The sequence below is a fragment of the Singulisphaera photorubra genome (genome assembly GCF_045290345.1).
Lineage (GTDB): Bacteria > Planctomycetota > Planctomycetia > Isosphaerales > Isosphaeraceae > Singulisphaera.
On the sequence record NZ_CP155447.1, the window covers coordinates 1,769,579 to 1,792,914 of the forward strand.

30 protein-coding genes are annotated in these 23,336 nt (G+C 58.5%); 19 read left to right on the forward strand and 11 right to left on the reverse strand.

The genetic code is table 11. The annotated features are described in order from the left end of the window. Positions 1 to 291: 291 nt before the first annotated feature. Entirely contained in the window at positions 292 to 510 is a 219-nt protein-coding gene (locus tag V5E97_RS06890) for a hypothetical protein (RefSeq protein WP_406698577.1), read from the forward strand. A 736-nt stretch (positions 511 to 1,246) separates the two neighbouring features. Here the strand turns inward: V5E97_RS06890 and V5E97_RS06895 are convergent. Together V5E97_RS06895 and V5E97_RS06900 are read right to left on the reverse strand one after the other, a co-directional pair. Then, positions 1,247 to 1,474, reverse strand: a complete 228-nt coding sequence (locus V5E97_RS06895) for a hypothetical protein (protein ID WP_406698578.1) — start codon at positions 1,472 to 1,474, stop codon at positions 1,247 to 1,249. A gap of 181 nt (positions 1,475 to 1,655) precedes the next feature. Beyond that, complete coding sequence (locus tag V5E97_RS06900) at positions 1,656 to 2,297, reverse strand: hypothetical protein (RefSeq protein WP_406698579.1); 642 nt, start codon at positions 2,295 to 2,297, stop codon at positions 1,656 to 1,658. 231 nt (positions 2,298 to 2,528) lie between these two features. Between V5E97_RS06900 and V5E97_RS06905 the strand changes: the two genes are divergently transcribed. The 17 genes from V5E97_RS06905 (at position 2,529) to V5E97_RS06985 (ending at position 13,324) form a co-directional block, all read left to right on the forward strand. After that, the gene (locus V5E97_RS06905; RefSeq protein ID WP_406698580.1) at positions 2,529 to 2,996 is read left to right on the forward strand and encodes a hypothetical protein; all 468 of its coding nucleotides are present in this window, start codon (positions 2,529 to 2,531) and stop codon (positions 2,994 to 2,996) included. Positions 2,997 to 3,080: 84 nt separating this feature from the next. Then, on the forward strand, positions 3,081 to 3,455 hold the full coding sequence (locus V5E97_RS06910; RefSeq protein ID WP_406698581.1) for a hypothetical protein: 375 nt from the start codon (positions 3,081 to 3,083) through the stop codon (positions 3,453 to 3,455). Positions 3,456 to 3,581: 126 nt separating this feature from the next. Beyond that, entirely contained in the window at positions 3,582 to 3,755 is a 174-nt protein-coding gene (locus tag V5E97_RS06915) for a hypothetical protein (protein ID WP_406698582.1), read from the forward strand. Between the two features lie 75 nt (positions 3,756 to 3,830). Next, the gene (locus V5E97_RS06920; RefSeq protein ID WP_406698583.1) at positions 3,831 to 3,965 is read left to right on the forward strand and encodes a hypothetical protein; all 135 of its coding nucleotides are present in this window, start codon (positions 3,831 to 3,833) and stop codon (positions 3,963 to 3,965) included. A gap of 50 nt (positions 3,966 to 4,015) precedes the next feature. After that, the gene (locus tag V5E97_RS06925) at positions 4,016 to 5,863 is read left to right on the forward strand and encodes a hypothetical protein (protein ID WP_406698584.1); all 1,848 of its coding nucleotides are present in this window, start codon (positions 4,016 to 4,018) and stop codon (positions 5,861 to 5,863) included. Between the two features lie 111 nt (positions 5,864 to 5,974). Further along, positions 5,975 to 6,682, forward strand: coding sequence for an HD domain-containing protein (locus V5E97_RS06930; RefSeq protein WP_406698585.1), 708 nt, complete (start codon positions 5,975 to 5,977; stop codon positions 6,680 to 6,682). Between the two features lie 80 nt (positions 6,683 to 6,762). Then, the gene (locus V5E97_RS06935) at positions 6,763 to 7,197 is read left to right on the forward strand and encodes a nucleotidyltransferase domain-containing protein (RefSeq protein WP_406698586.1); all 435 of its coding nucleotides are present in this window, start codon (positions 6,763 to 6,765) and stop codon (positions 7,195 to 7,197) included. Between the two features lie 228 nt (positions 7,198 to 7,425). After that, positions 7,426 to 7,734: a hypothetical protein gene (locus V5E97_RS06940; RefSeq protein ID WP_406698587.1), complete on the forward strand. Its 309-nt coding sequence runs from the start codon at positions 7,426 to 7,428 to the stop codon at positions 7,732 to 7,734. A 25-nt stretch (positions 7,735 to 7,759) separates the two neighbouring features. Further along, on the forward strand, positions 7,760 to 8,128 hold the full coding sequence (locus tag V5E97_RS06945) for a hypothetical protein (protein WP_406698588.1): 369 nt from the start codon (positions 7,760 to 7,762) through the stop codon (positions 8,126 to 8,128). Positions 8,129 to 8,500: 372 nt separating this feature from the next. Then, positions 8,501 to 8,935, forward strand: coding sequence for a hypothetical protein (locus V5E97_RS06950; RefSeq protein WP_406698589.1), 435 nt, complete (start codon positions 8,501 to 8,503; stop codon positions 8,933 to 8,935). A gap of 3 nt (positions 8,936 to 8,938) precedes the next feature. Next, positions 8,939 to 9,331, forward strand: coding sequence for a hypothetical protein (locus V5E97_RS06955; RefSeq protein WP_406698590.1), 393 nt, complete (start codon positions 8,939 to 8,941; stop codon positions 9,329 to 9,331). A gap of 215 nt (positions 9,332 to 9,546) precedes the next feature. Beyond that, positions 9,547 to 9,822, forward strand: a complete 276-nt coding sequence (locus tag V5E97_RS06960; RefSeq protein WP_406698591.1) for a hypothetical protein — start codon at positions 9,547 to 9,549, stop codon at positions 9,820 to 9,822. 882 nt (positions 9,823 to 10,704) lie between these two features. Then, positions 10,705 to 11,145: a hypothetical protein gene (locus V5E97_RS06965; RefSeq protein ID WP_406698592.1), complete on the forward strand. Its 441-nt coding sequence runs from the start codon at positions 10,705 to 10,707 to the stop codon at positions 11,143 to 11,145. 110 nt (positions 11,146 to 11,255) lie between these two features. Further along, positions 11,256 to 11,594 carry a hypothetical protein gene (locus tag V5E97_RS06970; protein WP_406698593.1) on the forward strand — a complete coding sequence of 113 codons (339 nt, stop codon included), beginning with the start codon at positions 11,256 to 11,258 and terminating at the stop codon, positions 11,592 to 11,594. Positions 11,595 to 11,759: 165 nt separating this feature from the next. Further along, the gene (locus V5E97_RS06975; protein WP_406698594.1) at positions 11,760 to 12,098 is read left to right on the forward strand and encodes a hypothetical protein; all 339 of its coding nucleotides are present in this window, start codon (positions 11,760 to 11,762) and stop codon (positions 12,096 to 12,098) included. Positions 12,099 to 12,239: 141 nt separating this feature from the next. Next, positions 12,240 to 12,599, forward strand: a complete 360-nt coding sequence (locus tag V5E97_RS06980) for a hypothetical protein (RefSeq protein WP_406698595.1) — start codon at positions 12,240 to 12,242, stop codon at positions 12,597 to 12,599. A 128-nt stretch (positions 12,600 to 12,727) separates the two neighbouring features. Further along, positions 12,728 to 13,324 (forward strand): hypothetical protein, encoded by a 597-nt coding sequence (locus tag V5E97_RS06985; RefSeq protein ID WP_406698596.1) that lies wholly within the window; start codon positions 12,728 to 12,730, stop codon positions 13,322 to 13,324. Between the two features lie 256 nt (positions 13,325 to 13,580). Here V5E97_RS06985 and V5E97_RS06990 read toward each other — a convergent pair whose 3' ends face one another. The 9 genes from V5E97_RS06990 to V5E97_RS07030 all read right to left on the reverse strand — a co-directional run bounded on the left by V5E97_RS06990 (position 13,581) and on the right by V5E97_RS07030 (position 21,463). Then, positions 13,581 to 15,020, reverse strand: a complete 1,440-nt coding sequence (locus tag V5E97_RS06990; RefSeq protein ID WP_406698597.1) for a DNA modification methylase — start codon at positions 15,018 to 15,020, stop codon at positions 13,581 to 13,583. 395 nt (positions 15,021 to 15,415) lie between these two features. Then, a complete protein-coding gene (locus V5E97_RS06995; RefSeq protein ID WP_406698598.1) occupies positions 15,416 to 15,685 on the reverse strand; it encodes a hypothetical protein in 270 nt (89 codons plus the stop codon). A 114-nt stretch (positions 15,686 to 15,799) separates the two neighbouring features. After that, a complete protein-coding gene (locus V5E97_RS07000; RefSeq protein WP_406698599.1) occupies positions 15,800 to 16,117 on the reverse strand; it encodes a hypothetical protein in 318 nt (105 codons plus the stop codon). Positions 16,118 to 16,287: 170 nt separating this feature from the next. Beyond that, the gene (locus V5E97_RS07005) at positions 16,288 to 16,596 is read right to left on the reverse strand and encodes a hypothetical protein (protein WP_406698600.1); all 309 of its coding nucleotides are present in this window, start codon (positions 16,594 to 16,596) and stop codon (positions 16,288 to 16,290) included. 48 nt (positions 16,597 to 16,644) lie between these two features. Further along, positions 16,645 to 16,896: a hypothetical protein gene (locus V5E97_RS07010; protein ID WP_406698601.1), complete on the reverse strand. Its 252-nt coding sequence runs from the start codon at positions 16,894 to 16,896 to the stop codon at positions 16,645 to 16,647. A 227-nt stretch (positions 16,897 to 17,123) separates the two neighbouring features. Further along, positions 17,124 to 17,849: a hypothetical protein gene (locus V5E97_RS07015; protein ID WP_406698602.1), complete on the reverse strand. Its 726-nt coding sequence runs from the start codon at positions 17,847 to 17,849 to the stop codon at positions 17,124 to 17,126. Positions 17,850 to 18,281: 432 nt separating this feature from the next. Further along, complete coding sequence (locus V5E97_RS07020) at positions 18,282 to 18,674, reverse strand: sigma factor-like helix-turn-helix DNA-binding protein (RefSeq protein ID WP_406698603.1); 393 nt, start codon at positions 18,672 to 18,674, stop codon at positions 18,282 to 18,284. Positions 18,675 to 19,501: 827 nt separating this feature from the next. Next, positions 19,502 to 19,831 (reverse strand): hypothetical protein, encoded by a 330-nt coding sequence (locus V5E97_RS07025; protein WP_406698604.1) that lies wholly within the window; start codon positions 19,829 to 19,831, stop codon positions 19,502 to 19,504. A gap of 123 nt (positions 19,832 to 19,954) precedes the next feature. Then, positions 19,955 to 21,463: a S1C family serine protease gene (locus V5E97_RS07030; protein ID WP_406698605.1), complete on the reverse strand. Its 1,509-nt coding sequence runs from the start codon at positions 21,461 to 21,463 to the stop codon at positions 19,955 to 19,957. A 344-nt stretch (positions 21,464 to 21,807) separates the two neighbouring features. On the opposite strand from V5E97_RS07030, the gene V5E97_RS07035 reads away from it, so the two are divergent. Continuing rightward, positions 21,808 to 23,253 carry a DUF1501 domain-containing protein gene (locus tag V5E97_RS07035; RefSeq protein ID WP_406698606.1) on the forward strand — a complete coding sequence of 482 codons (1,446 nt, stop codon included), beginning with the start codon at positions 21,808 to 21,810 and terminating at the stop codon, positions 23,251 to 23,253. The last annotated feature ends 83 nt before the right edge of the window (positions 23,254 to 23,336 follow it).

Sequence of the window (23,336 nt, forward strand, 5' to 3'; positions counted from 1 at the left end):
CTTTCCAAGCGTGTCGCGTGCCGAGCGACGGAGGCTTAAACGTGCCACCTTTAATCGACCCCTATTCGATGGTGGGTTAGACCGAATCGATGACAGCCCGGAAAGACGGGCAAACGGACACGCCTGTTGGCGCAGGCACCGAGGCTTTTCGGCGTGTAGGTGGCCGGGATCGAAACCCGGCGTGTCCATAATGCGTTTCAACTCGGCTTCGTTGTCATTCGCCTCGTTGGCCGAATGGCTTACTACGCTGCGGAGTCGGGTTGGGACGCATCTACTCCAATAAGGAAAAACATGAAAGAAGTTGTTTTAGGTTTATCGCTCATGTTGGCCGTCGGATTTGCTGCTGGCTACTTTGCTGGCAAGTACGATGGAATGAACAAAGGCCAACGGGAGGAACGGCTAGCGATTACTCGGCACGGCTTTGGGCGATATGTCTTCGACGAAGAAACCGGCAATGCAGATTTCGAGTATGGTCTAGCCAACGGGTGGGTGACGTATCGAACTAAGTAGACTCATGCGAATGCAATCAGGCGGGTAGCCTGAACTTGGTGTGGACGTGGGGCGTAAAGACCACAATAACGCTAGCGGGTTCGACTCCCGCCATTCGCTCTAGCTGCAAGGCTGTTAGCCGAACGTGGGCCTTGCGGCTGTTGGTTGATTCGCTCAGGCGCGTGGCTTTGTCGCCTACGTTTTAGCCTGAGCCTGCCAACGTCACCTTCGTATTGTTCGGTGGCACATAACTTCGGTCGTCCATCTCGAATCCTCTGGCCCGGCCGTCTTTCCAAGAGGCGACCGGGCTTTTTTGAAAGGAGGCAAACAATGGTTTATGTTCTCGCCGGAAGCCACGCCCAAGCCCAAGTCTACATCAAGCATCACGCCTTAAATCCCCGCAAAACAACGATAATTTCGTCCGTTCATAACGTGCGGGGGACTCGGCGAATTCACGTTCTGCTTTGCGGCACTTACTCGGAAAGAAAGGATTTGGACGAGATCACGGATTACCTGAACTTTGCAGACGCGAGCTATCAGCATGTTTCGATTTGAGTGGTTTCAGCAGGAAGCCGCCCAAGAGTATCGCACGCCTTGCACTCCATAGCCTTCCCAACGCTATGCCCGCCCAGGTAGCAAATCGGGCAGCAAGCCAGGTGTTTCCATCCGGCAGGCATTTCAACTCGAAATAGGCAATGCGGGCAGAGAATCACGTCCGGGAAGGCCGGCAATCTTAGAGCTTCAAACGAGCGGACCATTAACACAACCTCATCCGACCAGTAACCTTGGTTTGAACCGGCCACCCTTCCCATTCGCTCGGGATCTGGCGTTCGTGGTGCATGGGCTTACGGACGAGCATGACATGGATAGTGTCGGCCCCCTCTCCGATGCACGCGATATAGGGGTGCATGCCATCACCGCATCGGAATAGATCGTAGAGGCTATGGGCCGCCTCTCGCATTGTGACTTTTGGTGCCTCGCTCATCGCTTCTCCTCTCTGCCTGCCCTCTCAACAATAGGCGTCTGTCGGCGTTCGCGGTGCTTGCGACCGTCCGCGCACCAGGGACACCCGCCTTGGTTTCGGCAAGTGCTATCGAACGCTTTAGACCCACGGTATGGTCGCCGCCAGTCCTTACGATTCGGATAGTGATTATCGAACGCCATGGTCACTCCTCTTTCTTCTCGGGAGCCGGCAGGGCCTTTAGAACGCCCTCTTTTCGCAAGAAAGCCCGGCACTCTTCGGGAGTCGCCTTGCTCGGGTCAAAGTCATCCTCAGTCTCACCGAGAGCTTCGCCGAGAGCCGCTGCCCGCAACTCGGCAGAAAGTTTGAGTAACGCACCGGCCGTCGCCATTGTCCACTTGGCCGGCTCGATGACGATCGTCATGCCGTCCTTATCAACCTCTTGAGAATAGAGGTTGCCGTTGAACATCTCGCGTGCTTTGCGGCCCACGATCTGGGCAGTCTCCCAATTCTCCTCTGCCGACTCCATTCGACGCCTTGCCCACTTCTCAGCGGTCTGGGCCGCCACCTTCTCACGCGCGGCCTGTTCGGCGTCGGCGATCTGTGAATCGTAGTGCCGAGCCCGTTCCACCCAATCCCATCGAGCCGACAGTTTCTTGACATAGTTCTCGGAGACTCCGAGCCGACGCTTCAAGAGAACGGCCGAGCGGCCCGCGCCAAGCATGCAATATGCCTTGAAGATCGCGAAAGCTCGGGCCGACTCTCTTGGCCTACGGTTCCACGCTTTCAAGTTCGGGTCGTCTTCAATTCGCTCGATATCGTCGGGGTAAGTCTTCCGCTTTGCCATAAATTAAGCCATTTTGCAGGGTCAAATAAAAATGAAAGCACCTACATATTACGTCGCAAACCCCCTATTAGTCGCGACTTTATGCGTCACGAGATGATGTCGGGCAACGCGAGAAAAAGTATTTCCTGCAAATACTGCAAATTGCTCTTGTCGCCGCACGGCGTGAAGTTATTATTGTCACATCGCAAGCATGAGACGGATTTGATACGAGCCATCACAAGGAGCATTTCCATGAGCACTCTCCAAGCAATGCTGCCCACTGGCGAGACGCAGGACGCATGGGCCATTCAACCCCAAGCCATGCTCAAGGTCGTCGCCAATGAGCGGGCAATCGACGAAGCGACCGGCCTTGACTTGTCGTCCGTCAGGATCGGCGAAGACGAGGAACCTGTCATGGTTGCTCGCTCGGTCACTGTCACGCTTACCTATGCGGACATCCTTGCCGGAGTGCGGGGGAATGTCTGGATCGACCCGGTAGGGTTCGCAACCAAGCGAGCAATCCCGTTCTCCCGCCGCGTCCGTGTGTCGACGGTCGATATCGCGTTTACCATCAGTCGGCCCGTAGCCGGCGGGGGCGTCGAGCATGAACGGTACATCGCCATGACGCCGCCGGAGGTTGCCGCGTGGCTCGCACGTTGGGACGCCAAACGGCAATGCTGGCCGATCACGTTTGAACTGACCTGGCACGAAGAGGTTTGACCCGCTCGGGCCGCGAGGCCAAGGGGATGAGTGTTTGCCCGTGTTGATTCTGCGATCGATTCTAGGACCACACAGGAACCTGAAATGACCACCGAAGCCACTGAAGCCGACGAAATCGTGATTCCTGATTGCCCGCCGATAACGACCAAAGCGGAATTCGCTGAATGTACAGACATGCTGCAACTTCTGTTGTTCACGATCGGGACCGCCAAGAAGGCTGGCACAAGCCCCGAAAGGGATCTTCGCAAGGCGGACATCATTGCCGGCAAACTTCGAGACGCTCTTAAGGCCGCCCCATTCGTCGTTGGCGACCAAGCCATAAAGAGCAACCTGGACTACAACAACATTGTTGACGCCACGCCCGAAACCAAGGCCGCCGAGAACGCCTTGATCGACAACGCCTTTGTCATGATCGGCGAACTTGCGGGCATCCCCGAGGCCGCCGGCGCAACCTCCTGAACGAAACCCGAGCTATTTTTCCATCGAATCCATTTCCTGCAATTGCGGCAATTGCCGTTGACGCAGGAAATGGATAATCGTACAGTTTTCCCATCAGTCATTTCAAACACCTGCAAGGAGTATAACATGGGAATGCCAATACTGGCAGGGTTGATTGTGTACCTCATCATCGCCCTGATGATCGGGGGAATCTTCGTTCATATCGAACGGAAGCATCGCGGCCTCGCCTGGCCCAAGGCGATCGGCGTCGGGCTTACGATCGGGGCGTTCTGGCCGTTCCTGCTATTGGCGGCCTTCTGACCACGAGCCCATCGGGGGAATCGTTCTGGTTCCCCTTGTCCCACCCACAATCTTACAACTGGTCGGAGAGCAGCAATGAACCATCAAGATGAGTGCCAGGCCACGAGGCATATCCACGAGTATCACCTTGTCGCCAATATTTCGCCCCAATGGCTCGGCTTCGTCGTGGGCGTGGGCGTTCTGGGGTTTCTTGCCGGCCTTATGTTCTGAACTTCAGATTCCCGCCTGTTTTCAACCTGAACACCTATCGGAGAACGAACATGATTGCGACGAATCGTGAAGCTACCCAGGATGAGGGCACGACGACGCCCGAGCGGCCGACGTGTGCGACGTGTGCGTACTGGCTGGCCCCGCCGGCGTCATACGAGGGACGCATGGGGAATTGCCGCAAGGATCTCGTTACGGCCAAGGCGGGCGTGACCGTCTATCCCGAGGATTTCTGCGGCGAGCATCCCGACTTCCCCGCCTTCGTTGCGGCCACGCGGCCCGCGCCTAAGGTCATGTCGGGCCACTCAGGAGAAGTCATTTTTGAGAACGGCTCATCGATCACATTCGGCCGTTGGAACGCGACTGCAAGCCCGGTTGCCGAATGGGACGATAACGGAGCGGACAAGCCGGCCGAATCCAACCTGATCGCCGAAGTGCCGCCCGACCACGAATGGTTCATACGGTTCCGAACCATCGCTGAGAAGATCGCCGGCAACTGGCCGCACAACAACATGTTCGCCCCAGAATTCCATCTATTGATGATGGATCTCAAGGCGATCCTTAAGGAAGGCCAAGAGGTCTGCGAAATCTCGGCCGGGCCAGAGTACGCCGACACGCTTTCGGCCGACATGGACGCCGCAATTCTGCATGGGAACTATCGGCGGTTGTACGCGGCGGCCAAATCACTCGGCAAGCAAGCCGGAATGCTGGGCTTGGATTGGGGAGGAAAATGGGCCAACCTTAGCCACGCCCTTGATGCCCTGCCCGAAAACGACCCGTTCCCGGCGGAAGATGTCGCCTGGCTCAAGAACGAGTTGGCGAAGATGACCGAGACTAAAAACCACCTTGCTCGTCGCCTGCACGATTCCGCCATGAACAACATCGCCCAACGTCGCGAGACTGGGCAACTTCGCACCGAGCTATCCAGGCGCAACGACACTATCGCGGCATTCCAGGCCAGAATCGACCAGTTGGAAGGCGAGAAGGTTTCCCTTCGCCGGGCTGTCCTGCCCGTATTGCCCCTCACGCTCGACGTTGGCCCCATCCGCGAACAGACGAAGGAACTGGCCGAGAAGTTGATTGCGGAGCAGGTGATTCCACTGCGAGAAGCGGCGATTCATGCTTGCAAGTTCATGCTGACTTGTCCATCGCTTGACCCGATTGGGAAGGGATGGCAGAATGCCAAGCTTTACGCCGGAAATTTGCTCAAGGACGCCTTGGAGGGGAAGCCGGAATCCGACGACGTGATTGACCCCTCGTTCGATGAAGCTTGCGGCGAAGTGCTCAAGCCCACCGTAGCCGCCGAGTGGCCCGAGAGTCGCCGAGTCGACGCCGAGTGGTTCGCGGAACTTGACGAGGTCATCAGCGACGTCATCAACCAGTGGCCGGACGATGATGTCGAATTCGACGAATTCGACGCGACGATTAATCGCCTCATAGCCATTCGTGTCGCGGGGCATTCCGCCGTCGTGCCCCTGGCCAAGCCATCCGCAGGCGAGTCGGAGCGGATCATCCAGCTTGAAGCCGAGTTGACCAAGGCTCGGGCCAAGTTCCGCCAACGGGGCCAGACAATCCATCAGTTAAACAACCGGATCGCCGAACTTCGCCCCGAGATTACGGAGCTTCGCCAGGCCAACGAGAATCAGGCCAACACGATTCGCGGGTTCTGGGCGGAACGGGAGAAGCGAGCGGCCAGGCTCGTTCCGTTAGAAGTCGCGAGCATTGGGGCCGAGTTGCGTGACCTTCGCCAAGACCTTGTTACGGTCATGTCGGCCGGCCGGAGCATGGTAGAAGAGTGGGGAGGCGATCGCACTGGCAAGGTTGTCAACCTCACAACTTGGACGGCACGAATAAGGGACTTCCAAGAGACGTTAGAGTCCGTCGCCCGCAAGAACGCCTGACCCGCCCGAATCATCCCGTCACAACATCTCAGGTGAGGCCGCCCAGGACAGCACGAGGCGGCCCGCCTTCCTCTCGTTCTCATCTCTCAACTCATCGGAGCTTCACCCGCCATGAACGCCACCGAGACGATTCCAGACGCCCCCAGCGAACCGTGGGGGCAAGCACGTGTCGGCGACTGGATACAAACCCGATCGGGGGTCAAGTTCCACCTACTCGACCCGCGCCCGAAAGACTTCGTGATTTCGGACATCGCCCACGCTCTGGCCAACACCTGCCGATTCGCGGGGCATGTCTCCAAGTTCTACTCGGTCGCCGAGCACTCGGTAAGGGTCGCCCGGTTTGTGGCCGAGCGGACCGACTACCGTCCCAAGTGGCCAGAGTTCGGTGCGACCATTCGCCCTTCCCCCAGGATTCTTCGGCCAGGCGATTACGTCTATGCCGCCCTCATGCACGATGCGAGTGAATCGTACCTTGGGGATGTTCCACGCCCGATCAAGCATCTGCCCGAATTCGCAATCTATCGGGAAACCGAAGATTATCTGATGTTATGCCTTGCCGTGGTGTTTCGATTCGAGAACCCCTTGCCCGCAATCGTCAAGGTTGCTGACAACACCCTCATGGCCACCGAAGCCCGCGACCTCATGTGGCCGGTCACGAAGAACTGGCACCTGAAATATGACCTCTTGCCCGGCCGGATTCGGCCATGGTCGCCACGCAAGGCCAAGCGGGAATTCTTGAGCCTGTTCTACAAGATCAACCCGTTGGGCATTACCAAACCCCGATCGCGAGTGTGGGCGTTCTTCACGCGGGCCGCCTGAATCGAGACATCGTTGAGACATCGAGCCGCCCGGTTGATTCGGGCGGTTTCCTCCACCTTGACCCATTGGGAGATACGCAAATGAATGCCTTCCTTACGGGATCGCACATTTATGGAACGCCCCACGAGGATTCGGATATTGACTTAGTCGTCATGATGCCAGTCTCTCAACTTGGGCGGCTAAACGAACTCATCGCAGAGGACGCCGATAGCGAGATGCGTTACGAGGGCATGAAGCCAGGTGCCTGCGTTCGCTTCGGCAAGCTCAACCTCATTGTGGTTACTGACCAGGACGACTACCGAGCCTGGCAAGAGGGAACGGCCGAGCTTACTGCCCGCAAACCTGTCACGCGAGACGAGGCTAAGGCCGTCTTCCACGCCAAACGAGAAGCCAACAGGAAGGCCAGAGAGAACATCTTGGCCGAGTTGGTCAACGACGAACCAGCCACGCCCCCAAAGGCCGATTTCTCCAAGTGGGCCGATGCTGTTGGGTTCGGCGAATTCAATCCCGCATGAACCCTAGACGCTCGACACCGGCCGCCTGGCTCACTCTGGGCGGCCTTTCTTGTTGGCTTAACGTCCAATCGCACGAGGAACGTCACCGATCGCATAGCGGGCATTCTAGGCCCTCCGCAGGAGCCGGAAAGTATTTGCCGCATTTCCTGCAATTCCTGCTTGACTGGCTGGGCCATTGGGCGTATCGTTTGGCATGGGACGCTCGAATCAAGGATATGAGGGGATGACATGCGAGTCAAAATGATCCAGACAGTCAAAAGCTCCAATGGGGAGTTCGCCCACTTTTCCAGACTTATCTTTTTGCCGGTCGCGCCTTACGTCGGCCTAAGCATAATTGGCTTGCAAGACAGGCCAAAGGATGACGATCCGTCCGAAGCAACCATCGAACATGTCTATTACGACTTTCGCGAAACATGCTTCGTAGCCGAGCTTTCGACGTACGAATACAGAGAAGACAAGTCGGTTAGAGATGGAGAATATGGTTCGGCAACCTGGATCGCTGAAAACCCGTATCAGGACTGGAAATCGCTGGATTAACCCACGCCTAATAGGAGCTTGACCGATGGCCGCAACGTCCACGCCGATGCCCGACATTCAAATGAACGATGCCAGCACGATCCCTGGCATGCTCAGGCGACTCGATAAGCCCCACTCGGCCAACGTTGTCCAGGCCCTGATTGACGAGGTTACTCGGCTTCGAGCCAGGGAGGCCGATCGTCCCAAACTCTACGTGTGGGAAAACGTCCTCTGCGACCCAATGGCCGGCATGATTGTCGTGCTAGCCAAGGACGACGAAGAGGCGATGATAAAGCTTGATTATATCGGGCCGGGCAATCATGGCAGCCTGGAATTTGACGGGGTGATGCCCCAAGTTGTCAACGTGGATGATGTTGGCGGACCCATGGTCTGGTACGTCAATGGTGGCGGTTGAGCCAGGAAGCCGCGTCCATTTCCCCCTCGCACTCCAACGGAGCTTGACCCGATGCAAACCTGCCCCAAATGTGGATCGAAGAAAATAACCCGGTCGGCTGACTCGTTCGACCTTACCTGGTATTGCAACTCTTGCCGTTGGAATTCGGACCAACGCGAGCCGAAATCGGAAGTCCCCGCAAACCCCTCTGGGCTGATTGCCCAAGTTGGTGGCCGCTCGACTGGAAGCATTCGCAGCAACGCCGCTCGATCCAATCAAGCCAAGCCGGAAGCGAGCCAACTGCCCGACTCCCCACGACTGACGAACCGCCTCCGCGACCTTCAGATAGCCAATCAAGTCAAGTGCGGCCGAACGGTCTGCCCGAGCATATCGTTGACCCACTACAATACGGGCACTGATCGTCTTTACTGTACGGATTGCGCCCGAGCTATCAACTTTCATAACCCCGGCCTCTGCATCCCGTACGCACGGCCGGAGCCAACAGCCTCGACTGCCCGAGTCCGCCTCTCGGCCGCCAAGGTCGATATCGAGAACGCTTTCGGCGGATGGACCGAGTACAGCGAAAGCGATAACGCTTATAAGGACGTAGGCAACAAGCGTATGTCCCAGTATCGACAAGACATCAAAGAAGCCCAGTCCCGCGTGTTCGCCTTCATCGCTCAAGTGGAGGCCGCCGATAAACGATACCTCGAAGCCATCAGGGTATGCCACGTTCTATCCGAAGCGACCAACGACAAGGAAGTCTCCAGAGCAAAGAGGATGGCCAAAGAAGTGCTCGCCAGCTACGGCGAACCTAAAGGATACTAAACCATGCCTGCCTTTTGCCCCATCTGTCGATCCGCCAACGTCGACGAAGTGCTCGATGCTCCAGACCGGATAAAGTGCCGAGATTGTCACGCCTACATTCCTGCCAGCGAACCAACACCGGAGGACGCGCCAACGGCCCGGATTAGCCTGGCAACGGCAACGGCCGACATCGCGCGTGCCCTTGGCATCCACCGAGCCTACGCTGACCTGGACTCGCTGGAAGGCGTGGACGACGAAATCCATCGGGTTACAACGTTCCTCGCTCAAGTAGAGGCCGACCAACGCCAACTTGTGGCCGCCTTGGACGCATGCCGTGTTCTCTCGGCCCACGATCCCGATGCCAAACTTCAAGCGACTCGGCTTGCACGCCGCGCCCTTGGCCTTCCCGTTCTATAGCCGACCAGCCCGATACGCCGAACCTTCTCCGTACTCTTTCCGAACCCAAGGCCGCCTATCCTTCATTCGCAGGGTAGCGGCCTTTATTTTTCGTGGCCCAGACTGCCCGAAACTATTTCCAGGAATTGCAGGAAAGAGTTCTTGACGTTTACGCCCAATGGGCGTATATTTAAAGTGTAAGGCAAACGGACGCTAAACACGAAAGGGGCGGGACCATGACCAGCATCGCCAAGAACTTCAAAACGGGCGGCTTCGACGTGCGGAACGAAGAGGGCGAATTGCTGGCCAACTATCCCACCTATTGGGCGGCCAACGCCCACGCCGATGAGATCGAGAACCCCGATGGTCTGCCCGAAGAGGAGCTGACGGCCGAGCAAGAGGCCGAGATCGAGCGAGAAAACCTCATCGACGACCTGTGCAGCGAGTACGACCCGAGCGACCTGGCCGAGATGAGCACGCGGGAGCTTCGCAAGCTTTTTGCGGCCCTGTAATTTCCTGCAAAAGCGGGAAATGAAAACCGCCCTCTAACCCACAAAGGATCAACCAATGTCTATCGATCAAGCTGCCCACGAGACGACGCACGCCACTGCCGCCTCTGACGCTCTGGCCCCACTGGCCAAGCACGAATCGTTCATCGCGTGGTGCGAGGCCAAGAAACTCGCCATCGTCGCCCGGAACGAACGAGAGGTTGCGGCCGGCAATCTCCCATCTTGGACGACGGCGGGTGACCTGGCTAATCTCGATCGCTGCCTTGCGGACGCGCGGCAAGAGATCGCAAAGATTGAGGCCAACTGCCCGGAACCAACGGAGTGCGAGGCATGCAACGGAATCGGTGACTGCTGGGACTGCGAAGGCTCTGGACGATCCGAGGACAACCACGATGACGAGGGCAATTGCTCTGCGTGCGATGGCTCTGGCGTGTGCTGCGAATGCGATGGGGAAGGATCATTTCCGGCCACCAAACCGGCCAATCGGTTCCGTTGCCCCCAGTGCGGCATGCCGACGTTGGTCGAGTCTGGCCCATGCGGAGCCTGTATCGTGAAGGGCATTCAAGAGGCCACGATAGCCAAATCTCGACCCTCCCCATCCGTACTTTACCGTTCGACTATATAACCAACCAGTAATATACGCTCACTCGGTCGCGGACTCGTATCGTATGCCCGCATAGTCTAGCCTCTAGAAATCTAGACGATTCAACCTTTGCGTAACAATCGGCGATGGCAGGGCAGGGCGGTTTCGCTCGATGGCCTTTCGGTCGCCCGGAAAGTATTTGCAGGAAATGCGGGAAACCGACTTGACCGATATGCCCATTGGGCGTATTATTGAGTGGGTAAGGAAGAGACGCGAACAAAACCCCGAGACGAGGCCGAACGATGGCAACCGCAACCTTGAACGCAAACGCAACTCTGGCCAACCTCGAAACCGAACTGGCATCGCTCCAGGCGAAGCGGGAAGAGATCCGGGCCGAACTGTACGCGGTCGCTGGTGGCCAACCGCAGGTTGATCGTGAGAACCAGTTGATGAGACTCGATCGCCAGATTGATCAGGTTCGCTATGCGATGGCCGAGATCGAGTTAGCCAACGAGGCGAGCGGCCAGGCGAGCATGGGTAACGGCGAGTATCCCATCTGGTCGTGTGGCCAGGCTAAGGTTGTGAGCTATGCCGATAGCGTGGAGGCCGCCATTGCTTCGCTGTTCAGCATGCCGGCCGGTACCTACGCAATCGGTGGCGACGACTACTCTTACGAAGTAAGCCGCGCGGGCAACAGGGTAATGGTTTGCCGTATCGACGAAACCGAATGTGAAGCCGCCTGATTTATTTCCTGCAAATGCGGCAAATTCTATTGCTTGTTGTGCCCATTGGGCGTATAGTTGAATACGTGAGACGATCACATCAACCAAACCCCAAATCAAGGATTCAAACCATGAACACGATCAAAACCCGCAAGCCCCGAGCCAGCAAGAAAACCGCAATCCTCACTCCGGCCGCTCCGATCGTTGACCCTCTCAAGATTCAGTTAGCCGATGCCGAGATCCATCGAGTCTTGAGCGATCTTGCCGATAGCCTGCATGATCCGAATCGAGTGGGTATGGCCGAACTGCTACGCATCATTGCCGATGACTACGTTAGTGCGAAAATGGTTCAGAATGCGGCCCGCAGTGTGGCCCACGATCACGACCTAAAGCCGACCGAATCCGTCAAGCATCTCTTGCGAGTCGTCGAAGCAACCCGAGACTTCAAGCTCAGCAAAAAGAGGTCTTAAAACGCCCGTTGCCGACCGCAGGTCATTTCCTGCAATTGCGGAAAATAACGGTTGACGACAACGCCCATTGGGCGTATAGTTAGATCAGAAGGGGGCCGATGAGAGGTGAGATTCTCACCGGCCCTTTGGACCGAACCACGAACCGCGAAGAACGGGAACAATCCAATGGCCACTTTGACCGCCCCCGCCAAAACCGTCAAGACCCGCCGCTCGGCTGTCCGTCCCGCGAAGTACCTCGCAACCAAGGTGATTTGGTCGCTGACGTCTGACTCGCCCTGCGTCGACTACTCGAATGAGCCGATGACCCTGGGTGACGTGCTCGGCGAGATCGGGACGTATTGGACTGAGGAGGATGGCCAGTTCGCTAGCGGCATCATCGAGGAGGCCAACGACTATAACGGGCTGGTTTACGCCTATCGCGAAATCTTGACCATCACACGGCTGGATGGCTCTGAGCTTAGCGCCGACCGACTCACGAAAATTGGACTTTTGGCTGGCCTTTGATTTCCTGCAATTCCAGGAAATATGATTGACGGACATGCCCAATGGGCGTATAGTTGGGCAAGTGAAAGGCCGCCAGGAATTGAGCCTCCTGACGGCCTGATTGGAACGAACCCCGAACCGCGAAGCACAAGGAACGAACCGATGGCCACTTTGACGCAAACCGCCCCCTCAGTCAAGACGACCGAACGGCCCGCAGGCTACTCGACCACCGTCCGCAAAACCGGGCCGCGCGAATGGGTCAACAAAGCTCTGCCTGTCATCGAGTCGATCCGCCAGGGCGGGGCATTCGATCAAGGCTATATCTGCGACCACGGCGCGGCCTTCCTCGTCAAGCGTGAATATCCAGCCAGCGCCAATCAGAATCGCTACACGATCGTCCTGTGCTATCCCAATGGCCGAGTCGAGCTTGACGGCATGGACGACGCGACTGAGGCCGAAAGGCGATTCGAGTCGTCTGCCCGCGCGTTGGCGATGGCCGGCGACGAATTTCAGAATGTCTGAAAAAAGGATTTGACAGATACGCCCATTGGGCGTATAGTCTAAGTGTGGAGCGAACGAAACGGGGCCGCCAAGTGCTGGTAACACTTAACGGCCCCTAGACCCAAACCTCAGATGACGAGGATTGAGCCATGGCCAACACGATCGCATTTCTGACAGTCGAGATCAAGGGGACCAACTACGGCGTCGAGACCTTCTTGGCCGAGACCACCTTGAACAAGGTTGTTCGCCTCAGCAAGATCGATGGAACGTCCTACGATGTCGAGCAGGGGTGGGACCGGACGACCTGCACTTGCCCGGACTATCAGCGACGACATGCGGACCTGCCCTATAGCGACGGATGCAAGCATGTCCGTAGCCTTGTGAGTCTGAGCCTGATCGAGAACGTGACCCCCTGGACAGCAAGCGAGCCGAAGACTGTTGAGGTTGTTGAGGCTGCCCACGAGGAGACGCACGCGGGGCTGGCCTTGGCCGTCGCCGAATTGGCCGATGACGCCACGGACGCAGAAAAGGGCAAGCCAGTTCGCCGCAAGCCGGGCCGCAAACCGATCAGTGATACGATCAACTGGGACTCGTTCGGACGACGTTACGCGGCGGGCGAGAGCCGTAGCGTGCTGGCCGCTGAGGCCGGAGTTAGCCCCACGCGATTCTGGAACCGAGTGACGAAACTGGGGTACTCTTCCCCCAAGAATCACTACCACGCACCGAAGAAAGGCGTGACAGTATGAGCGCATCGAAAACAGGGGGGTCTGAATTGACCCCCCAACGGGTGAAGGCGATTCGGCAGAAACTAGGAATGACCTTGGCCGAAGCTTCAGATTATATTGGCGTACATATCAGAACGTGGCAAAAATGGGAAGCGCCCGAGGGTCCAAACATGCGTACACCACGAGGGGCCGCTCGCAAAGCTCTGGAGAAAATGGAACATGAGGCTAAGTTTAAGCCGAAGCCGGCCGAACCGACAGCCGACGCATCTTGACAGAATTAGGCCAACACTGGGGTTAAGCCAGAGTCTTCTAGCCTTTGAAGAATGACGGCCGCATGGGTGGGAAGCTCCTCAATCCCCACGCCTATGCGGTCGTTTCGTTCGCATGCCAAAATTGTGGTTCCCGATCCCACGAAGGGGTCAAGCCAAGTGTCGCCAGGATCGGAGAATGCTTTAACGAAGAACTCCGGTAGGCCGACTGGGAATGTGGCCGAATGACCCTTGACGTGCTCGCCAACGTTGACGTAGATGACATTGCTTGGCAGGACTGGCCCGAGTTGCTTCGCCGATTCCGGCTTGCACGCGAATCCGCTTCCGGTCGCTCGGTAATCGCGATCACCCGAGACACCGATTAGCGAGCCTTCGCCGATCGTCGCGACGTTCAACGGATTGAATTTTATTTGATTGTTTATGCTGAAATGGTGGATCGGCTCGAATCCATTCTTCAGCCGATTGGGCCAACTCCCCGGCGGCCCGGTGCGAATCCACACGAATTCATCGACGTAAGCCCAATCCCATTGGCGAACCATTGCCGCTTTGAGATCGTCGCAGTACAGATGCCGTTGCCCACCCTCGCAATGAGGCTTGATGTTCACGAATAGAGAACCATCGGGCCGTAGAACGCTTCGCATGTTGGCCTGGATGTCGCGCCACCAGTCAACATAGTCATCGGCCGGAACGCCCCGATACTGGCCCTTGCGTTGTTCGGCGTAGGGTGGACTAGTCACGATACCCTGAACGCGATCCGGGCAAGCCAGCCGAACGACGGACGGATCGGAGCAATCCCCGATGACAAGTCGATGGGGGGCGTCCGGTTTTTTGGGACTTAAAATCAGCCACACTTGGCCGGATTCAGTTCGCCACTTTGCAACTAACTCGGCATGTCGATCGGGCGCGGCCGGCTCGGGAATGCTACCCAGGGATGGAGCAGGCTCGGCCGCGTTTCCTGTGTTTGCAGGAAGGCCGCTAGAATCGCTTGTGTCGCTTCCGAGGGGACCGGCGGCCGATTGGGCTAGAGATTCGAGCAAGGCCGCCACGTCGGCATCAGAGAAGCCTGTGGCGCGGCGTTCGTCGGTATCAGAGATCGCGGCAAGCGTCTCGGCGACTCGCTGGTCATTCCATTGGGCCGACTCGGCTGTTCGGTTGTCAGCGAGGGCGTAGGCGCTGGCCTGGCTATCGCTCCAATCCGAGCGGCGAACGGCCACAAGTTGGCCCGGCTCGGGATCGACCACGAGGACTTCCCGGAAACCTTCGAGCCGAGCGGCTTCGATCGTACCGTTGCCGGCGCGAACAACGTTGTCGGCGTCCAGGACGATTGAGCGAGCCGGGCCGAACCGTCCAAGGCTGGCTCGGATGGCCGAGCGATTCGATTCGGGGTGGATTCTGGCGTTCTGGGGATCTTCGGTGAGATCGTGGATATCGAGAACTTCGGTAGGCAAGGGGGAACGCTCCGGGGTGATTTGCCTGTGACAAAATTAAAGTGATGTCAGGAAGGAACTTAGGGAATGGCTGGTGATTTTGTCACAGGCGTCACAGGCAATTCTAAGTTGCTCGCGTAGCGCGTGCGTACATAGCGTGCGTGTATATGCGCGTGCGAAGCAAGTGGCATGCCAAGGGTTGTCACAGGATCATTGGCAATTTTGCCTGTGACAAATTAAGTCTATGAGGTAGCCCTATTTACGTCCAAAATCCTAGGTGAAATTGCCTCTGTCACAGGCAATTTCTATTCTAGTCCCAGTAGAAAAAGTCTCTTAATAAATAATTAGGGGGGCCATTTTGTATGCAGCCAACAATTAGGAATTGCCTGAGTTGCCTGTGACACTGTGACAAACGGTCAGTCTTCCTTGGGATTGCGGTTCTCGCTAGCCCAGTTGACGGACGCTTCGGCAATCTCGCAAATCGCATCCGACGTTCCGAGGAACACGTTTCGCCAGGCGTTGAAACACTTCTCGTCAGGCACGCCATCACGAATCGGGATGCCGGGCCGAGTCGCCATGATCTCGGCCAGAGCGTACAGTCGATTCGTGATCGCTTGCTCTTGCTCGACACGCACTTGCCGCTCAACCAACTCCGGGAACATCGCGCTATCGACGCAAACGCTCATGGCTTACTCCTTGGGTGGCGTGGTCGGGATACGAAACGAGCCGACCACTTGGCCGGCTCGGGAAGAGACTTCGAACTTTCGTGAGACGGATTAGCCAAGTTGGCCAACCGCAGGTCAGCTTGTCGCGGCGTCCTCGCTGGGCGGCTCGGGCTCGACTGCTGAGTCATCGAACAGCAAGACGATCTGACCGAAGTAGTCGGCCGGCTCGACTTCGGGGAGCGGCAAGACAACCTCGATGCCGCCGCGTGACTCTCGCAGATCGACGACCGCGTAGGGGTACGGCGAGTCCAGATATTCGCTTGCGGTTCCTGGCTGCCCAGAGCCAGGCGCGAGCAGGTAGACCCGGACTTCGGCCAAGAGGTTATGGCTTGCCAGGTCGTAGGGTGGAACGCCTACCTTGATGGTCCAGGCGTCAGCATCGACCGCGACCAACGAAACCTGCGTGTCGAGCTTGGGCGGCCGATCCGGCTCGGGGAGAGCGAGGGAGCGGAGCGGAGAGCGTTGAAGGTTGGCCCGAACACGGCGCGGAGAAGGGAAAGCAAGTCAGGATTCCTTTCGGGGTTTCCGAGTGCAGATGAACCAAGGGGCGAGGGCCGCCCGCTTTACGGTTTTGGGTCAATCTTGGGCGGGGTCATGACCTCAGCGATCTTAAGCAAGACCTCGCGATCGAGGGCCGCTTGATCGAGTCGTCGCTTGGCCGCCTCGCGTTTGATTTCCCGGTTTCGGTCGTCGTCGTACTCGATGTGCAAGTCGAGCAGTTTGCGTTCAGGGGCGGCCGGAGCTTGAATGTAGACCGGGGCAGGGGCCTGGCTCGGGACAAGTTTGGGCTTGCCTTTCAGTCGCCAGATACCGTAGACGATGACGGCCGTGACAAAAATTAGGCCAAGGTTGTCTTGGATAACAGGAGGCATTCCATATTTCTCTGTTTAAGTGCCAATGATTCCAGAAAACGAGCCTGATTATTTCTTGAGAATGATCACGATCAGGATGGCCGCGCCGATGATGAGCCAGGCGGCTTGGTCGGTTGGCTTGTCCGCGTCCTGCAAGTCGGGGTCGGATGGATCGTTGGGGCAATTGTCGCCGATCGCGAGCTTGCTGCCCAAGTCGGGATCATTGGTGTCGATCATGCCAGTCGCATGGGCGGCCTGCATGTTCACGCCGCTGTTAATGGTTCCATTGGCTTCAAGAACCATGCCCGCGCCAAGGTTCACGCCAGCCGGATTGGCTGGGGAGACAGGCGGCTTGGCCGCCGGCCGATATTCGGGGAACGCTTGCGGGTTCTCCGGCTTGTGGAATTTTACCCATCCACTAACAGGATCGGTCCACCCCCAAAGCCAAGTTGTTTTCCCGTTCACGACGCCTTGAACCCACTGACGGGGCGGCCCATCGTATGCACCGATTTGGCCACTCAAGGCTGCCGCAAGAATTAAAGTTGAAATCATGATTCAGTCTCTAGAATTTGGCGGCGTTCGACCTCGAACTCGATAGCGAGAAAGATCGCGCCCGCAACAAAGAAAAGCGTGAAGCCGCCCACGAGAAGGACTGGCAGCCGAGTCCACCACCATGCCCAAACCATGCCCTGATCGACCCATCGGCGGTCAAATTCGTCAGCCGGCATCCACGAGTAAAAGCCGGGCCGGTTGTTGTCGACAATGCAAGCCCAGCCGCCACGGCGGTAGTAAATCAGGCTCACCATATGATGAATCGGGCGATAACCGTAGAGTTGGCCCGTGTTCATCGTGACGCCGATTGGGTAGCCAGCTTTACTGACTCGTTCAAGCAACTCCCGATCTTTCGGGGAGCCGGTTCCAACGTAGCTGGCGTATTTCTCGCCGGGCATAACTCGTTGAATGAGTCGCTTTAGCTTGTCGTCGGAGTAGCCTCCGGGCGCGGCCTTGGCGGCCCGCCACAAGTCGGAATCCTTGCCTCCGGCCAGGCCAGGCACCTTTTGATAGCGGCCATTGATGATCACGCTACAGATCACACAGAGCCCCTGGCCGTCGCTGCCCCCTTCGTTGTGAAAGTGCAGGTGTCCAGGAATCGGGGCGTCAGCTTTCACGCCGCGATACATGGTCGACTTCGTGACAGCTTCGCCGCGATGGTCCGGGGTTTGGGCAAGGGCCAGCGCAGGGATTAACAGGAAGACAAACAGATACTTTTTCATGACGCTTCCGAACGGCAAACGCGACCAGCAGAGAAACCAAAATCAGAGCAATCCAGAAAAGTGAGGCGAGCGTTAACCCTCTGAATAATCCGTTCCACCAGAGGTTTTCCCAGAGCTTCAGACTGATTCGCCGTGGTAGCGTCGGCACCGAAAAAATGAGCTTCGTTGTAGATACAACCAGAGATTTTAAGAACCAAGCCAGAGCAGACATCCCATTCCGATCAAAAGATGCAAAAGCGGACTAAGCAGGACTTCAACCAACACGAGCCGAGCCAAGCATTGAGAGGGCCGCAACAAACTCACGGGTATCTTGCCGGTCATGAAATTCGTACTTCCGGGATCAAGAATTTAAGGGCGATTCCGCCCGCGAGGTTGTTGGGTGTACCCTGCCGACCGCCGATCTGCGCGGCCGGCTCCGGGTAGGCGTGGTGTTCAGTTTCGTTCAACGTGGCAAACGCCTTGCACGAACGATTTGACGGCCGGATCGTTCATGTCGGCGTATCGTTTCGAGAGGTATTCTCGTTCCCTTGCCGACAACACTCCTGATTCCGCGTTCAATTCCTCGCCGGAGCAAGCTTTTGACGCGCGGTAAAGTCGCCGTTCGATTGCCTTAGGAGACAACCCGGTCAGTATCGCGATCTCTTCGGTCGACGACCCCTTTCCGTGAACGAGGCGATGGATTGCGAGGTTGTACCGCCGGACGGTCTGCATCTCGGCATTCGTCGGTTTGCCGATTCGCGAACTTGCGAGCGATGGAGCCAGACGCCTAATGACTTCGGTTCGGATCTCGTTTCCGTTTGCAGGAAGATCAACTTTTGTGTTCATGGCTCATGCCTCTATATATTCCGCCGGGAACCCCCTATTAGAAGGGGGAATTTTTCCATTTCGACCCAGGCAACGTGTTACCAGTTTCGCCGCTCGTTCAGACCATTGTTAGCGATCAATGGATTTCCTGCAATAGCGGGAAATGCCACTATCGAACGGGTGGGTTTTTGAGTCTCTTGAAACGGAGGGATCATTTGCAGCAATGACAGGAAATATTACCCACAAGGCCGCTCACAAAGCGGCCATTCCTGTACGTTTGTTCACGGAAAATCTGCGAAAAATCCGGGGATTTATTTGCAGGAATTGCAGGAAATGTCGCGAATTTTTTTGGGGCGGCAATTTTTGTTAAAGTTCTAAGCTGTTGATGTTGTTGGGTTTGCGTCAAATCCTCTTGCGGCCGTTTCGAATAAGGAGAAGATCATGCCCGGTCCGATCCGAAACCTCTTATGGGAGGTTAGAAAAGTCATGTCCGCATTTTGCAGCCCCGAAGGGGCAATCGTTCCCAGCCAGGGCCGCACGACCATGGGACCGATGAACGCATAAGTGAAGTTTTTTGGTGCGGCCTCGGAAGGCCGACCGTAAACGTGGCAGTCTTACGGGAGACGGTCACCACTCCGGGGCGACGATACACAATTATGTCGAAAATTTACCATAGGTTTCACCTCTGGCGAGGAACGGATACCCGTTCGGAACCGGAAAAAGGGATCAGCCTTGCTCTCCTCACGACGAGATCCAAAGAAGAGCAGGATCGTTCCCGCCCCGTTCCGAACGATCACGGAGCCGCCCAACAGGAGGCCCGGGCTTTCGATCCAGCCTGGTTTGCGACGTCAGCGGCCGGTGAGGGCCAGAGCCGCCCACGCCATCGGGATCGCGGCGTCGGAGGCAAGACTCACGACCAGTCCGGACACCCATGGATAAACCAGACGGCTCGCGACGAGGCCCCACCCCGCAACCTGGGCGAGGCAGGCCGCCATCCCTGGCTGGAGCCAGAGCTGGCGAGGGAGATGACAGACCCGCACGATCAGGGAGACCAGGGTCAAGTCGACCACGAGCGAATCGAGCACCGTGAGGGCCATCATCACCCGATCGACGGCCACATCGGTCCGAGCTCTCGGCGATTGCCAGGCCGCCACGCCGAGCCGTTGCGCGAACGGCACCCCCCTCAGAATGCGTGGGGAGCTTGGAGGGGAGCATTTGCCCGAACTCCAAGCTCATCGCGGCGCCCAGCGTGAACGGTCGACAGCGCGGGGCGAGCTCCTCGTCCACAGGTTCCTCCCGGCTCATTTCTTCTCGGACCAGACGGCCTTCAACTCATCGGACGCCTGCTGCCGCAGTCCGTTGTCGTTGAGGATGTCCTCGGTGGCGCGGAGGGCCTCCTCGCGGTTGAAGACGATGGACTCGGAAGCGCGGTCATCGAAGCTGATCGTGATGTACTTGTCGGTGGCATCGCGGATGAGCTCGACGAGGTGACGGATATTGCGGACGTGGGTCCCGTTGATTTCCTTGATCACTTTCATGAACGGGTTCGAATAACCCTTGCTGGTCGGGTGCGGAAACATCGGCGCGGCAACCACGACGAGTTCTTCGCCCTCGAACTTGGGCTTGTCCCCTCGTCGCGTCGCCATCGGGCTGCCGATGAAGCTGAAGAGCGCGGCGGTCCGATCCCCTAAGCCGGTGAGGATCTCCGAAGAGACGGGAGAGAAGACCAAGGGGCCGAAGACGAAGTACTGGGGATAGCGCCCGCGGAGCGGCTCGATCAACATCCTGTGCGTCGGGCTGACAGGGAGTTCGATGGCGATCGGCTTACCGTCCCGGATCACGGTCATGGGGACGTTGCCGTCCTTGGCGAGCTTCTGGATCAGGTACTGGAACCGGAGCCGAAGGTTGTCGCGAACCTTGATCATGCCCACGTTGTCGACCTCTTGGTCGCCGATCTTGGTGATCAGGTCCCACGCTTTGAGCGGGTACGACTCCTCGTCGCGGTCGGGCCTGTGGACGACCATGCCCGTGACCTTCTTGTCGACCTTGAGCATGCTGCGGAGCGCGTCGTTTTCCAAGGTCTGCAGTGAGTCGTACATCGCCGGCTTACCGTCGTAATTTCCATCGGCGACGTCCTTGAGGAACAGGTCGATTTCCTCGCTCGGGATGATGTAACCGATGTTGTCCGACTGGTTCAGCCGGCTGAAGATCAGACCGATGAGCTTGTTGTCGACCAGGGCCGGCCCGCCGCTGTTGCCCGGGTTGATGGCGGCATCCACCTGGATCCGGACCCCCGCGGTCTGCTCGTTGTAGCCGGCGAACTCGATCCGTGAGACGATTCCCTTGGTCACCGAGAGGCTGGTTCCCCCTTGGGGATAGCCGTAGACCAGGACCGACTCCTTGACCTCGGGCAACGTCTCCGTCCGGGTCAACGGGGGCCGCTTGTCGAAGAACGACTCATCCTCGAGCTTGAGCACCGCGAGGTCCATGCCTGTGCTGATCGCTTCGACGGTTGCGACCAGCTTATCGCTCGACTGGTGCGACTCGACGAACAACTGGCTGGCGTAGAGCACGACATGTGCGTTGGTCAGGATCCGCTTCCCCTCGATGACCACGCCGGTGCCGCTGACGTCGCGTGGGCTCTGCTTGGCCCAAGGCTTGACGATTTCGGGAAGCCGCATCGTCGCGGAGACTTTCACGACCGACTCTCGGATCGCGCTCTCCTCAGCATCGTCGGCTCGGGCCAGACCAGCGATTGAGAGGAGGAATACCGCTCCGAGTAAGGCCCGGACAGTCCGTTTGTCGTGCATCGCTTGAGGCTCGTTATTTCGGATTCTGTGTCTGGGTTGCGAACGCGCAAAGAGCGAGGTGCCAATGGTCGGAGAAGCCTTGGGGCCAACGACCTGGCACTCCCCACGTGTGCGATCGATCGGCCCACATCTTACAACGGGCCGAACCCTTGGCGTAAGTGTGTCGCCGGGAACCCCAACAACGCCGCGCCGAGGTGCCTCGGGATGGTTGCTCCGCGTGGGGGGCGAAGACACGCTCTTGGTTTGAATTTGTCTTCAACAAATGTGTTTCCCAGAAGGATCGGGACCGAGTAGACTGCCTCGGGCGGTGGGCTATTAGAGCGATTTCACCGGGGGGTTGTCGCATGGAACGGTCCGAAGGACGGGAGCCATCGCAGTTTCCTGGGGCTGGTCCGTGGGGTCGACGTGACCTGCTACGGGTGGGCTCATTGGCGTTGGCGGGGTCGCTGTTGCCGGGCGGGGCCACGGCCGCTTCGGTGTCGGGTTCGACTTCGGGGACGGCTGAGTCGGTCCTGATTCTCTGGATGGCCGGCGGCGTGACGCATATCGACTCGTTCGACCCCAAGCCCGACGCCCCCGAGTTGATTCGGGGCACCCTCGGGACGATCGCCACGGCGGTGCCGGGAGTCCGGTTTGCCGAGTGCCTGCCTGGGCTGGCGCGGCAGGCCGACCGCCTGACCGTGCTCCGCAGTTACTCCCACGACAACAACGACCACTTTCTGAGTCAGGCGTACGCGCTCTCGGGTCGCAAGGTCGGGATGACCCAGTTGACGACCGAGCCGAATGTGGGGGCGGTGGTCTCATCACTGCGAGGGTCCCGGCACGACCTGCCGGGCTACATCACGGTCCCGGGGATCACGCGTCCCGGCCCCCCGCCGCTCAATCTCTTTGTGTCCGGCTGGCTGGGCGAGGCTCACGCCCCGTTTGCCGTTGGTGGCGAGCCCAAGCAGCCCGACTTTACCGCCGGTTTGAGTGATAAGCCGGCCAACCCCACCTCCCTTCTCGAGGACAGCCTGAGGCCCGAGGCCTTGACCTTGCCCGAAGGGCTCGACGCCGCTCGCCTGACCCGACGCGCTGGGCTTCGTGGCCTGATGGAGCAGGCGCTTCGCGACGCCGATCGGCGGGGCCTGCTTGGCGCGGTCGAGAGCCACTATGCGGGCGCTTTCCGGTTGCTGAACTCGCCCGAGGTGCGCCGTGCGTTTGACTTGCGGGAGGAGTCCGATGCGATCAGGACTGCGTACGGCCGCACCAAGATCGGTGGGCGCTGTTTGCTGGCCCGGCGGCTGATCGAGGCCGGAGCGCCCTTCGTGATGGTGGACTACGGCTACGATCCCGACTACGGCAACCTTTGGGACAACCACAACGTGGCCGCGCAGCGATTCCCGCCGATCGGCGAGATGGCGCTCCGTCCGTACCACCTCGCGGGCATGGATCGGGCCTTCGCCGCCTTGATCGCCGATCTGGCCGCGCGGGGGCGGCTCGACTCGACCCTGGTTGTCTTCCTGACCGAGTTCGGTCGCACCCCCAAGATCAACGCTGGCGGCGGCCGCGACCACTGGGGCCGGGCCGGCTCCCTCTTCTTCGCCGGGGGTGGGGCCGGGGCCGGGCAAGTCATCGGCGCCACCGACAAACAAGGCGGGAGCCCGACCGGCCGCGGTTATTCCCCGGCCGATGTCGCCGCCACGATCTATCAGGCCCTCGGCATCCGCGCTGACACCATGCTCCACGACCGCCAGGGCCGCCCCCTCGCCGTCCTCCCGGAAGGTGAGCCGATCCCGGGCGTCCTTTAGTGGTTGGATCCGGGAAAGCCCTTGAGTCGCGGTCAGGCGGGTTGCATGGCCCGCCCGGCCGAACTTCAAGGGCTTGCAAGGAG